This window comes from Gluconobacter oxydans DSM 3504 (assembly GCF_000583855.1).
Taxonomy (GTDB): Bacteria; Pseudomonadota; Alphaproteobacteria; order Acetobacterales; family Acetobacteraceae; genus Gluconobacter; species Gluconobacter oxydans.
Genome location: NZ_CP004373.1, coordinates 2,446,180 through 2,458,259 on the forward strand (window position 1 = coordinate 2,446,180; position 12,080 = coordinate 2,458,259).

Here is a 12,080-nt window from a genome sequence, read left to right on the forward strand (position 1 = left end):
AAGGGTTGCTGCATCACACCTACCCAAAATTGTCCCATCGTGTCATCTCATCGTCACTCTTGATGAGCCGGAAAACGGACGAGGTCGCAGAATGAAACACTGGCATATCGATCAGATGGACTGGAACTCCTTTGATCCTTCCCGCGTCGATCCCGAGATCATCCCCCTCGTGAAGGCAGCTTCCGTGGTGGAAAAGAACGGTCTCGACTACGCCCAGTATCTCCGTCGCGTCTTCGTGGGCGATCCGGATTTCAGCAAGGCAGCCGAGAACTGGGCCGTCGAGGAAGTGCAGCACGGGGACGCGCTCGGCCGCTGGGCCATGCTCGCCGATCCGTCCTGGGATTATGAAAAGGCGTTCGACCGCTATCGCGCGTCGTACAAGATCGATGCCGATGTGGATGCTTCGATCCGCGGGTCCCGCACGGGCGAACTGATCGCGCGCTGTATGGTCGAGACCGGCACGTCGTCGTTCTACACGGCGCTGGCCGATGCGACGGATGAGCCGCTGCTCAAGGCCATCTGCAAGCAGATCGCGGCCGATGAATACCGGCATTTCAAGCTGTTCTACGATCACATGCGCCGCTACCTGAAGCGCGAGAAGCTCGGTGTCTGGGCGCGGACGCGCATTGCGCTGGGCCGTGTGACCGAGAGCGAGGACGACGAGCTGGCCTCCGCCTACCACACCACCAATGAGCCGCCTGGCATGGCTTACGATCACCAGCGCTGCATTGCGGCCTACATGTCCAAGGCCATGGGGTTCTACAAGCCCAAGCATATCGACCGGGTAACGGCGATGATCTTCAAGACCATCGGTTTCACGCCCCATTCGCGCTGGCAGAAGCTGGCCGCGAATGTTGTCTATCGTCTGATGCAGTGGCGCCGGAAGGTCTTCCAGAAGGCCGTGGAAGCCTGAGTCCGGAAACGAAACATTGGGATACTGAAAAAAGAAGACGAAACAGGGCGGTTGTGCCATGAAAGGCAGCAGTTTTCCCACCCTGCGTCCGGAGATCGAGATGACCGTTTCCGCCCTTTTCTCCCGTCGTGCCGTCTATGGGGCCACTCTGGCGCTCTGTGCCGTCGGGCTGTATCAGTTTCCGGCCGCAAAAGCGGATCCGTATTCGCTTCCAATCGCCTCATCCGGGCCGGTCAAGACCGATATGCTCAGCCCCGCCACCCTGTCCGCCCAGCAGCTTGCAAAGCAGGTCGGCTACGCACAGTTCACGGCGCCTGACTGGCATGTCGGTCCGGTCCGCCACATGGTGATGTTCCGCTACACCAAGGACTCAACGACAGCCCAGCGTGCCGAAGTCTCGGGCCGTTTCCTGCATCTGGTGCAGGACAGCCGCCGCATGGACGGAAAGCAGGTCGTCGCCAGCATTGAAACCGGCTTCCAGAGCAGCGGGGAAGGGGCGGATGCCGGCCTGCAGCAGGCGTTCCTCGTGACGTTCCGTTCGGAAGGCGACCGCAACTACTATGTCGGCAAACCCATTGTAACGGATCCTGCATTCTTTGACCCGGCCCATGAAGCCTTCAAGGAATTCGCGGCCCCGTATCTCGAGAAGGTTGTCGTGTTCGACTACACGGTTGCGGCTGAAGTCACTCCTGCCGGGACGGGCACAAAGGCGAAGAAAGCCAGGCACAACCGCTGATCGCGCGGTTTACGTTCCGTCCTTTTGACGAAATGATATTTTATACCTCATTCTAGGGGCACCACTCTGGAATGAGGTTTAATGTGAAACGATTCCTTACGTCACGACATGCTCTGAAACACGGAGCCAGCCTGTTTGCCCTGGCAGCAGGACTGATGGTCTCTGGCGCGCAGGCTGCAGGATACAACGCGGGCTGGGGCTTTGACGAAGCCGGAATGAACCGCGCTGTCCAGCCGGGCGACAATTTCTTCGAGTATGCCAACGGCACCTATCTCAAGAACCTCAAGATCCCTGGCGACATGAGCAGCTACGGCCCGTTCCGTATCCTCTACGAACTGTCCCTGTCGCGTCAGAAGACCATTCTTGACGAAGCCGCAAAGAAGTCCGTTGACCAGCCGACGGACGACATGGGTAAAATCGGCACCTATTACGCCAGCTTCCTGGACCAGAAGGCTGTGGATCGCCTGGGTGCCAAGCCGCTCGCTGCCGATCTTGAAGCCATCCGCAACGTCAATGACGGCAAGGGTCTGGCCGCGGCATTCGGTTCATCGCTCAAATCCATGGCTTTCACGACATTCCAGATCGGCGTGGAGCAGGACCAGAAGGACCCCGAGCACTATATGCTGATGCTCGATCAGGGCATGAGCATTGGTGTGGGCGGCGGGCTCGGCCTGCCGGATACGAGCTACTATACAAACCCCAAGCTGGCGGACAAGAAGAAGGCCTATCAGGCCTATATCGCCAAGATGCTGACGCTTGAAGGCTGGCCGGACGCCGAAAAGAACGCACAGGCCGTCGTCGATCTCGAGACGGCTCTGGCCAAGGTCGAGGTCCCGCGTGACCAGACCCGTGATCCGATCAAGACCTACAATCCGATGCCGGTTTCCGAACTTCAGAAGCTTGCTCCGGACTTTGACTGGGCCACGTTCCTGATCAGTGCCGGCCTGCCGGCCGAAGGGCTGGAAAACCGCAAGATCGACGTGCGTGAGCCGGCCGGGATCAAGGCCATGGCCACGGTCCTGAAGGGTGCGGATATCGGAACGCTGCGTGCCTGGCTCGCTTTCCATCTCGGCGACAATGCTGCGGCCTATCTGTCCAGCACGTTCTATGACGCGTCGTTCGAGTTCAACAGCCATACGCTGTCGGGCGTGGCGCAGCAGTCCCCCCGCTGGAAGCGCGCCGTGCGCGTGACGAACGGTGCTCTGGGCTGGGCTCTGGGCCGCGAATATGTCGCGCGTTACTTCCCGCCTTCCGCACAGGCGCAGATCACGTCGCTGGTGCAGGAAGTGAAGGCGTCCTTCCACGAGCGCCTCGAGCACAACAGCTGGATGGACGAGCCGACCCGCAAGGCAGCCCTGAACAAGCTCGATCATTTCGCCATTCAGGTCGGCTATCCGAAGAAATGGTGGGATTACAGCAAGCTCGAGATCCGCAAGGGCGACGTTTACGGCAATGCCGTGCGTGGCGTGGCGTTCAACTGGCAGCACGATCTGGACAAGCTCGACAAGCCGGTCGACCGTGACGAATGGGGCATGACGCCGCAGACGGTGAACGCCTACAACGATCCGACGATGAACGAGATCGTGTTCCCGGCCGCGATCCTTCAGCCGCCGTTCTTCGATCCGAAGGGTGATGTCGCCGTCAATTACGGTGCCATCGGCGGCGTGATCGGTCACGAAATGAGCCATGGTTTCGACGACCAGGGCCGTCATTACGACGAGCATGGCCGCCTGAGCGACTGGTGGACCAAGGCCTCCACGGATGCGTTCCAGAAGCTGGCCGACCGTCTGGGTGCGCAGTACGACGCACAGGAAGTCCTGCCGGGGGCGCATGTGAACGGCAAGATGACCATGGGCGAGAATATCGCGGATTCCGGCGGGCTGAACCTAGGTCTGCAGGCTTATCATGACTCGCTGCACGGCAAGCCCGCGCCGGTCGTGCACGGTCTGACCGGTGATCAGCGCGTGTTCCTCGGCTGGGCTCAGGTCTGGCGTGAGAAGGATCGTCCGGATGCGCTGCGTCAGCAGATGCTGTCGAACGAGCACGCCCCGGCCATCACCCGCGTCAACATCCCGGCTCACAACATCGATGCCTGGTATGACGCGTTTGGTGTGAAGCCCGGCCAGAAGCTCTATCTGGCACCGGATCAGCGCGTAAAGATCTGGTAAGGTCGTGACAAATCGGAACGTGGGGCCTAATCACGGTCTCACGTTTCACTTTTTCTACCTGACGGACCCATTCTCATGACGCAAATGACGATCGGCCATCTGTACACCTCGTTGCATGCGGGCTGTGCCAGCGCGGTCGCGCGCGTTCTTGAGGCTTACGAGGTCGAGGTCGAATATGTCGATCTGGACCCCGATGATATCGAGGACGCTCTCGAAGGGGCGGAAGTCGATCTTCTCGTCTCTGCATGGTTTCCGCGGGACGAAAAATTTGCCGGTCCGGGGCGTCGGGTTCTGGGCGATCTGTACCAGCCTGTCGTCAGTTTTGCGGCCCTGTCACCGCTGGGTGCCGTCGGGACGCTCACATCCGCGGACGTGGACCGCATCATCGTCAGCGATGACAGCCGTCAGGCGCTGGAAGATGCTCTCAAGCAGCTTCCGGCCCTCTCGGTGCTGCCGATCGAAAGCATCGGGGAAGGGGCGCTGATCGAGCGTCTGGAAAAGGCCCGCGATGCCGGAGAGAAGCCGCTGGTCGTGGCGACGCAGCCTCATGCGGTCTTCCATACGGATCTGCTGACGGTAATCGAGGATCCGGCCCATCTGCTGGGCGGGGAAATGTCGGCCCGGATGATCATGCGTGAAGACGTGGCCCGTCAGGCGGACAGCGATCTGCTCGACGAGCTTTCGGAAATGATGCTCGGCAATAGGGTCATGAGCGCCCTGGACTATGTCATTTCCGTGGAAGGGCAGGACCCGGAAGGGGCCGCCGAAGCCTGGCAGCGCGGCCGTCTCATCGGTCGCTGATAAAAAAAAGGGGCGCGGGAAACCGGCCCCCTTTTTTTTATGATCTCAGCGGAAAACGAGACCACCGTCGATCAGGACGGACTGACCCGTCATGTAATCGGCGTCGCTGCTGGACAGATAGGCGACGAAGCCCGCCACATCGTCCGCCGTCTCCACGCGGCCCAGAGCAATTCCTTCAACGTATTTCTTGTAGGTCGCGCCGATTTCCGTACCGGTGATTTCGGCCATGCGCTTGTCGATCGTAACCCACATGTCGGTTCCGACAATGCCGGGGCAGTAGGAATTGACGGTAATACCCGAGGAGGCGAGTTCTTTGGCAGCCGACTGCGTCAGGGCGCGGACGGCGAACTTGGTTGCGGAATAGGCGCCCAGAAGGGGATAGCCTTCGTGACCGGCGATCGAGCAGGCATTGATGATCTTGCCCTTGGTGCCCTTCTCCTTGAAGAGGGCCGCAGCCGCCTGCATGCCCCAGAGCACGCCCTGAACGTTGATGCTGAAGATCTTCTCGATTTCCGCAGGCTCGATGTCCAGGATCGGCTTGACCTGACAGATCCCCGCATTGTTGACCATGATGTCCAGGCCGCCGAGCGTCTTCGCAGCATCGGCCAGTGTGCTGCGGAACTGGTCGCGGTTGCTGATATCGGCCGTCAGGGCCACAGCGCGCCGGCCGAGAGCTTCAACTTCCTTTGCGGTTTCGGCAAGCGTGTCCTGCTTGACGTCGAGCAGGATGACATCCGCGCCATCCTTGGCCAGACGAAGCGCAATGGCCTTGCCAATACCCTGGGCTGCACCCGTGACTGCGGCGATTTTTCCAGAAAGGGACATTGAAAAAAGATCCTTCGATTGTCCGTCATCGGCATGTGACTGCCATGACGGCGGGAACCATCGACCCTTTGCTTTCCGTATTCCACAAAAAATCGCCTGTTCGGCAGGCCTGACACAGGATTGTGTCAAAGAGGACGGGGGCTGTCCTGGGTAAGGATAATTTTCATAAACCTGCTCTGGTCATCTGTTTCCGGGCCTGCGAGGATGCGTTAAATAAACGTTACGAAGAAGCCTCGGCAGGACTTGATGAACCACCCGGACAGCATTAGCGCCGTTTTTGAGACCTTTGGTGGCATCAGCGATGAGGAATGGCTTCAGGTTCTGGTGTCGTCCGTCCATATCCCCGAAATCCAGGGTGTGACGATGCCGTCGTTTCCGCCGGATGATCTTCAGCGGGAAATCCATGGGCATCACGGGGAAATTTCCATCCATGAGGCGCATGTCTTCTTCCGGGAAATCAAGGCGTACTGCGCCTATGCCGGGCGTCCGGTCCGCCCCGAGACGACGCTGCTGGATTTTGGCTGTGGTTGGGGACGCATCGCACGGCTGTTCATGAAGGATATCCGGCCGGCCAATCTGTACGGCGCGGAAACTACGGACCGTTTTCTTATGGCGGCGCGGCGGGCCAATCCCGCGCTCAACTTCCTGGGGAGCAGTCTGGTGCCGCCGATGCTCCTGACGTCCGAAAGCTTTGACCTGATCACGTCATGGTCCGTGTTTTCGCATCTGGACGAATTTCTGGCCGGGCACTGGGTGCGGGAGTTCCATCGCCTGCTCAAACCGGGCGGGATGCTGGTCATGACGACGCAAAGCCGCAGGTTCATCGCCTTCTGTGCCGAGCAGAGGCTCAAGCGCGCGTCCGGGATCAGGCTTGAACACCCCTGGCATGAAGTCTGCGCGGACAGTTTTATCGACGAGGCGCGGGCCAACGCAGAATTCGAAGCCGGGCGCTTCCTGCATGCGGCGTCCTCGAAACCACCACAGCCCCAGTCGCATTATGGCGAGGCGATCATTCCGCGCAATTATATCATCAAGACCTGGGGCGGTCTGTTCCGTCTGATCGAATACATGGACAACCCTGTGCGGTTGCCACAGGTCCTGATCGTGATGCAGAAGATCGGGTAGTCATCATTTGTCATGAAGCGACGGGACGTGAGGAGAGGGGTTTGAGAAAAGCCGGTATCGGTGCGGTCCTGTTCGCAGCTCTCGTGCTCTTGTCTTTCTCCGCTGCACCTGCCCAGACAACGGAGACCGTCACCGTCACCGGGCAGCATGCGATGCGCGTCGGCAGCTACAAGGGCATACACTGGGTCTATGACCGGTTCGACCGTCTGCCCGAACGCGCGCGGAAGGACCTGTCGCTGCATTTTCTGGGCGATATCCTGCCGGATCATGGCGTGCCGTCCGAGGCGCATGTCGTGCTCCATGCCAAAGGCGGCGATATTCCGCTCTTCGTAGGGCAGGACCGGGACATGCATTTTCCCCGTTCCGATGCGCTTCTGGCCGAAAATCCGCCCGTTCTGCTGACCCTGTCGCCCGATCGGAAAGTCCAGCTTGAACTGGCGATCGAGGTGGCTCCTCTGCCCACGCCCTCTTTCACGAAAGAGCAGGCCGGGGTCTGGATGGGGGAGATCAACGCCGCTATCCGGGATTTCTTTGGCGTGATCCTCGCCTTTCTGGCCCCGGACGCCCATCGCCTGAAGGTCGATGTCGCCCCCGGCGCACGGTTCGAGGCTGTGGAGAACGGAACGACGCGGCTTCTGGTCGATAATCAGGGATCCGTGCCCTACACCTTCATTCTCCGGCCTCAGGACTATCAGGACGGCACGGTATTCCGCTCGGACCGGCCGTTTTCCATGATCCGCGTGAAGGTGCCGACGAACGAGTTCTTCACGCTCAAACGGAAAAAGTGACGCGGGATTTGACAGATGGCCCACAAGGACGCATCACGCGGAACCTTAAATTCACTGCCAGCAGGGGGATCCATGTCGGTTCACGCGTTCGTCTTTCCGGGACAGGGGAGCCAGTCCGTCGGGATGGGTCAGGCCCTGAATGAGGCTTTTGCATCCTCCCGCGCCGTTTTTCAGGAAGTGGACGAGGCGCTCGGCGATCATCTGTCGCGCCTGATGTTCTCCGGCGATGCGGACGAGCTGACGCGGACCGAAAACGCCCAGCCGGCGCTGTTCGCGGTTTCGCTGGCCGCCGTGCGTGCTCTGGAAAGCGAAGGTGGCTTCAAGCTGGCAGACAAGGCGGCTCTGGTGGCCGGTCATTCGCTGGGTGAGTATTCCGCCCTGGCTGCCGCTGGTACGCTGGGGATTGCGGAAGGCGCACGTCTACTGCGTCTGCGCGGACAGGCCATGCAGCGCGCGGTTCCGGCGGGTGAGGGCGGCATGGCCGCTCTTCTGGGTGTTGATGCCGCGCAGGCCCGTTCGATCTGCGATGAAGCCTCCCAGGGCGAGACGCTTGAGATCGCCAACGACAATGGGGGTGGCCAGATCGTGGTCTCCGGTGTGATGAGCGCCATTGACCGCGCCATCGTCGTCGCCAAGGAGCATGGCATCAAGCGCGCCGTGAAACTTCCGGTCTCCGCACCGTTCCATTCGTCGCTGATGGCGCCGGCTGCCCGCGAAATGGAAGAGGCGCTGGCGACCGCGACCCTCAACGCACCGTCCATTCCCGTCATCGCCAATGTCACGGCCGCCAAGGTCACTGACCCTGCCGTAATCCGCGACCTGCTGGTCAAGCAGGTGACGGGTACGGTACGCTGGCGCGAAAGTGTGCAGACGATGGTGGCCATGGGTGTGACGAACATGCACGAGCTTGGCGCAGGCAAGGTCCTGTGCGGTCTGGCCCGTCGCATTGCTCCGGAACTGGTGACCAGCAATGCCGGGACGCCCACTGAAATCGAAGCCCTGCTCAAGACCCTGTAAGGACAACCGATCATGTTCTCTCTTTCCGGCAAGACTGCTCTCGTCACGGGTGCCTCCGGCGGCATTGGCGCCGCGATTGCCCGTCAGCTTCATGCACAGGGTGCGACGGTCGTGCTCAGCGGCACGCGCGAAGCTGCTCTTCAGGAACTGGCTGACAGCCTGGGCGAGCGCGCCCATATCGCCGTCGCCAACCTGTCCGATCCGGCCGAGGCTGATGGCCTCGTTGCCAAGGCTGAAGCCGTTGCGGGTGCGCCGCTGGACATTCTGGTCAACAATGCCGGCCTGACGCGTGATACGCTCGCCATTCGCATGAAGGACAGCGACTGGTCGCAGGTCATGACTGTGGATCTGGAAAGCCCGTTCCGTCTGGCACGTGCCGCGCTCAAAGGCATGCTGCGTCGCCGTGCGGGGCGGATCATCTCCATTGCCTCCGTGGTGGGCACGACGGGCAATGCCGGTCAGGCCAACTATGCCGCTGCCAAGGCCGGTATCGTGGGCATGAGCAAGTCGCTCGCGCAGGAAGCCGGTCCGCGAGGTGTGACGGTCAACGTCGTGGCGCCCGGTTTCATCGAGACGCCGATGACGGATGTGCTGCCGGAAACCGTGCGCGAGAAGCTGGTTGGCTCCATTCCGCTTGGCCGGATGGGGAATACTGGTGACGTGGCGTCCGCAGTAGTATATCTGGCTTCCGATGAGGCGGCATGGGTCACGGGTACGACCCTGCACGTCAATGGTGGCATGGCGATGGTCTGAATGCTTGGCCTTTTTGGTTAAAGCATGCTAATCGCGCGCTGCTTTGCCCGGCCTGCTTAAGGCTGATGTCCGGTTCTTCCGGCGGCAACGCCTCCCCTGCGAAGGGGGCGGTCCTGCGCTGGAGGAACCTCCGGGCTTCCGGACTGGCAGATGGCAGTACGAGTTTTGATGTAACGCACCGGACGGGCAAAAGGGTCCCGGATGGGCAGAAGGAACGAACAGATGAGCGATATTGCTGACAAGGTAAAGAAGATCGTTGTCGAGCACCTCGGTGTGGACGAAAGCAAGGTAACGCCGGACGCGTCGTTCATCGACGACCTGGGCGCTGACAGCCTCGACACGGTCGAGCTGGTCATGGCTTTCGAAGAAGCCTTCTCCGTCGAGATCCCGGAAGATGCAGCCGAGAAGATCGCAACCGTCAAGGATGCCATCGACTACATCGAGAAGCAGAAGGCAGCCTGAGGCTGACCGGAGCCGGTTTTCCGGCTCCGGATTCCCGTCTCGTCATACGAGGCGGAAGACCAGCCGGGCCTTTTCCTGAGGCCCGGCTGCAAGACCCGGACATAACGTGAGACAAGAGGCATCGATGAGCGGGACTGCAACTAACGGGCGGCGTGTCGTCGTAACCGGTATCGGTGTTGTCAGCCCACTGGCTGTGGGCGCGGAACTGACATGGAAGCGGCTGATCGAAGGACAGTCCGGCATTGGCCGGATCACGCATTTCGATCCCTCCGAACTTCCTGCCCAGGTCGCCGGACAGGTTCCGGACGGCCCGACGGCGGAAGGCGGTCTCACGTTGTCCGACTGGGTGCCGGTCAAGGACCAGAAGAAGATGGACCGCTTCATCCATCTGGGCCTTGCCGCAGCCATCCAGGCTGTCGAGGATTCAGGCTGGAAGCCTGAGGACGAGGATGGTCGCTGCGCCACGGGCGTGATGATCGGCTCGGGTATCGGCGGTCTCCAGACGATTTATGACGGCTCCCTGACGGTTTCGAGCGGCAAGGCCCGCCGTCTGTCGCCGTTCTTCATTCCCTCGGCCCTGATCAATCTGATTTCCGGTCACCTTTCGATCCGCTACGGGTTCAAGGGACCGAACCATGCTGTCGTGACGGCCTGCGCGACCGGCGTTCATGCCATCGGTGATGCCTCGCGCCTCATCCAGTATGGTGATGCCGACGTGATGGTGGCTGGCGGTGCGGAAGCCGCGATCTGCTCGCTCGGTATTGCCGGGTTCTGCTCGGCCCGTGCACTTTCTACCGGCTCCAACGATGATCCGACCAAGGCCTCGCGCCCGTGGGACAAGGACCGTGACGGCTTTATCATGGGTGAGGGCGCGGGTGTGGTCGTGCTTGAGGAACTCGAGCATGCCAAGCGCCGCGGTGCGAAGATCTATGGTGAGATCGGCGGCTACGGCATGTCCGGTGATGCGTATCACATCACGGCTCCTGCCGAAGGTCACAACGGTGCATTCCGTGCCATGAAGGCCGCGCTGCGCAACAGCGGTGGCCTGACCACGGCCGATATCGACTACGTCAACGCCCACGGCACCTCCACCATGGCGGATGATCTTGAGCTTGATGCGGTCGAGCGCTTCTTCGGCGATGACGCCAAGCGTCTGGCCATGTCCTCCACGAAGTCGGCCATTGGCCATCTTTTGGGTGCGGCCGGTGCGGTCGAGGCCATCTTCTGCCTTCAGGCCATCCGTGACGGCATCGTGCCGCCCACGCTGAACCTGGACAACCCGGCGCGGGAAAGCGTCATCGACCGTGTGGCGCATGTGGCCCAGGAGCGCAAGATCGACGTTGCCCTGTCCAACAGCTTCGGCTTTGGCGGCACGAATGCGAGCATCATCCTCAAGCGCTTCAAGGACTGAGGAAGGGTTCGTTTTCAATGTCTGAAGGTCAGCCTGACGGCGAGGAACCGCGGAAGCTTGTTCTTCCGCCAAAGGCTGGCCGCAAGCTGGCGCTGTTCGGGGCGCCACTGCTCCTCGTCGCAGGACTGGCCGCAGGTTACGGGCACTACACCGATCCCGGACCGCTGCAGGACGAGAAGACTTTCGTCATTCCGCATGGCAACAATGCCCGTGTGACAAAGGCGCTCCAGGACGACGGGATCCTCTCCCCGACCTGGGCATCCGGCACGTTTTTCCGGATTGCCGCGTTCCTGACGCATCGTGATGGCCAGATCCACGCCGCGGAACTGCAGTTTCCGGCCCGGGTTTCGGTCGCACATACCCTCGAAATCCTGCGTCACGGAAAGCCCGTTTCCCATCAGCTTACGGTGCCCGAGGGGCTGACGGTCCTCAGGATTGCGGCCATTCTGAACAAGGCTCCGGCGCTGAGCGGTGAAGTGCCCACGCTTGCCGAGGGCAGCGTTTTTCCGCAGACGGTCTCTTACGTCTGGGGGACGTCGCGGCAGACTCTGGCCGAAAAATTGCAGAAAATGATGGCGGCCAAGCTCGCCGCGGCCTGGGACGGCCGTAATGTCGAAGCGCTGGACGGGCTGATCCAGTCTCCACAGGAATTGCTGGTTCTCGCATCGCTGATCGAGCGTGAGACGGCCGTGCCGTCCGAGCGGCCGATGGTGGCACGTGTGTTCCTGAACCGTCTGAAACTGGGCATGCGTCTTCAGACGGATCCGAGCGTGATCTACGGGCTCAGCAATGGCACAGGAACGCTGGACGCACCGTTGACCCATGAGGATCTGCAGACCCCGGGGCCTTACAACACCTATCTTCAGGCGGGACTGCCGCCCGGCCCCATCTGTTCGCCAGGACCGACCTCACTGGATGCCGCAGCGCATCCGGCTGACGGGAAGATGCTGTATTTTGTGGCGACGGGGACGGGCGGGCATAATTTCGCCGAGACGCTCGCCGATCAGGATAAAAACATCCGCGCCTATCACGCGCATCTATCAGCGACACCCCAGAACCAGAACTGAAACCCCGTCCTCCG

At 61.1% G+C, this 12,080-nt stretch carries 12 protein-coding genes; 11 read left to right on the top strand and 1 reads right to left on the bottom strand.

What is annotated here, in order from left to right; all coding sequences use genetic code 11:
* Positions 1–91: 91 nt before the first annotated feature.
* From GLS_RS10855 to GLS_RS10870, 4 genes are all read left to right on the top strand, one after another.
* Positions 92–913, top strand: coding sequence for an acyl-ACP desaturase (locus GLS_RS10855; protein ID WP_041112228.1), 822 nt, complete (start codon positions 92–94; stop codon positions 911–913).
* A gap of 58 nt (positions 914–971) precedes the next feature.
* Positions 972–1,649, top strand: a complete 678-nt coding sequence (locus GLS_RS10860; protein WP_226986578.1) for a Dabb family protein — start codon at positions 972–974, stop codon at positions 1,647–1,649.
* A gap of 71 nt (positions 1,650–1,720) precedes the next feature.
* Entirely contained in the window at positions 1,721–3,817 is a 2,097-nt protein-coding gene (locus GLS_RS10865) for a M13 family metallopeptidase (RefSeq protein ID WP_041112229.1), read from the top strand.
* A 75-nt stretch (positions 3,818–3,892) separates the two neighbouring features.
* Positions 3,893–4,618 (top strand): glycine betaine ABC transporter substrate-binding protein, encoded by a 726-nt coding sequence (locus GLS_RS10870; protein WP_041112230.1) that lies wholly within the window; start codon positions 3,893–3,895, stop codon positions 4,616–4,618.
* Positions 4,619–4,663: 45 nt separating this feature from the next.
* Here the strand turns inward: GLS_RS10870 and GLS_RS10875 are convergent, their stop codons facing one another.
* Positions 4,664–5,443, bottom strand: coding sequence for an acetoin reductase (locus GLS_RS10875; RefSeq protein ID WP_041112231.1), 780 nt, complete (start codon positions 5,441–5,443; stop codon positions 4,664–4,666).
* A gap of 246 nt (positions 5,444–5,689) precedes the next feature.
* Between GLS_RS10875 and GLS_RS10880 the strand changes: the two genes are divergently transcribed.
* The 7 genes from GLS_RS10880 (at position 5,690) to mltG (ending at position 12,066) form a co-directional block, all read left to right on the top strand.
* On the top strand, positions 5,690–6,568 hold the full coding sequence (locus GLS_RS10880; RefSeq protein WP_041112232.1) for a class I SAM-dependent methyltransferase: 879 nt from the start codon (positions 5,690–5,692) through the stop codon (positions 6,566–6,568).
* Between the two features lie 41 nt (positions 6,569–6,609).
* Positions 6,610–7,356 carry a hypothetical protein gene (locus GLS_RS10885; RefSeq protein WP_041112233.1) on the top strand — a complete coding sequence of 249 codons (747 nt, stop codon included), beginning with the start codon at positions 6,610–6,612 and terminating at the stop codon, positions 7,354–7,356.
* 72 nt (positions 7,357–7,428) lie between these two features.
* Positions 7,429–8,373, top strand: coding sequence for an ACP S-malonyltransferase (gene fabD, locus GLS_RS10890; protein WP_041112234.1), 945 nt, complete (start codon positions 7,429–7,431; stop codon positions 8,371–8,373).
* 12 nt (positions 8,374–8,385) lie between these two features.
* The gene (fabG, locus tag GLS_RS10895) at positions 8,386–9,126 is read left to right on the top strand and encodes a 3-oxoacyl-[acyl-carrier-protein] reductase (RefSeq protein ID WP_041112235.1); all 741 of its coding nucleotides are present in this window, start codon (positions 8,386–8,388) and stop codon (positions 9,124–9,126) included.
* A 222-nt stretch (positions 9,127–9,348) separates the two neighbouring features.
* On the top strand, positions 9,349–9,588 hold the full coding sequence (locus tag GLS_RS10900) for an acyl carrier protein (protein ID WP_011253554.1): 240 nt from the start codon (positions 9,349–9,351) through the stop codon (positions 9,586–9,588).
* A 124-nt stretch (positions 9,589–9,712) separates the two neighbouring features.
* Positions 9,713–10,999, top strand: a complete 1,287-nt coding sequence (gene fabF / locus GLS_RS10905; RefSeq protein WP_011253555.1) for a beta-ketoacyl-ACP synthase II — start codon at positions 9,713–9,715, stop codon at positions 10,997–10,999.
* Positions 11,000–11,016: 17 nt separating this feature from the next.
* Entirely contained in the window at positions 11,017–12,066 is a 1,050-nt protein-coding gene (gene mltG, locus GLS_RS10910; protein ID WP_041112236.1) for an endolytic transglycosylase MltG, read from the top strand.
* The last annotated feature ends 14 nt before the right edge of the window (positions 12,067–12,080 follow it).

Excerpts from the sequence above, each read along its gene's own strand:
- GLS_RS10855 (WP_041112228.1), top strand. The coding sequence starts at position 92 with ATGAAACACTGGCATATCGATCAGATGGACTGGAACTCCTTTGATCCT.
- GLS_RS10860 (WP_226986578.1), top strand. The coding sequence starts at position 972 with ATGAAAGGCAGCAGTTTTCCCACCCTGCGTCCGGAGATCGAGATGACC.
- GLS_RS10865 (WP_041112229.1), top strand. The coding sequence starts at position 1,721 with ATGAGGTTTAATGTGAAACGATTCCTTACGTCACGACATGCTCTGAAA.
- GLS_RS10870 (WP_041112230.1), top strand. The coding sequence starts at position 3,893 with ATGACGCAAATGACGATCGGCCATCTGTACACCTCGTTGCATGCGGGC.
- GLS_RS10875 (WP_041112231.1), bottom strand. The coding sequence starts at position 5,443 with ATGTCCCTTTCTGGAAAAATCGCCGCAGTCACGGGTGCAGCCCAGGGT.
- GLS_RS10880 (WP_041112232.1), top strand. The coding sequence starts at position 5,690 with ATGAACCACCCGGACAGCATTAGCGCCGTTTTTGAGACCTTTGGTGGC.
- fabD (WP_041112234.1), top strand. The coding sequence starts at position 7,429 with ATGTCGGTTCACGCGTTCGTCTTTCCGGGACAGGGGAGCCAGTCCGTC.
- fabG (WP_041112235.1), top strand. The coding sequence starts at position 8,386 with ATGTTCTCTCTTTCCGGCAAGACTGCTCTCGTCACGGGTGCCTCCGGC.
- GLS_RS10900 (WP_011253554.1), top strand. The coding sequence starts at position 9,349 with ATGAGCGATATTGCTGACAAGGTAAAGAAGATCGTTGTCGAGCACCTC.
- fabF (WP_011253555.1), top strand. The coding sequence starts at position 9,713 with ATGAGCGGGACTGCAACTAACGGGCGGCGTGTCGTCGTAACCGGTATC.
- mltG (WP_041112236.1), top strand. The coding sequence starts at position 11,017 with ATGTCTGAAGGTCAGCCTGACGGCGAGGAACCGCGGAAGCTTGTTCTT.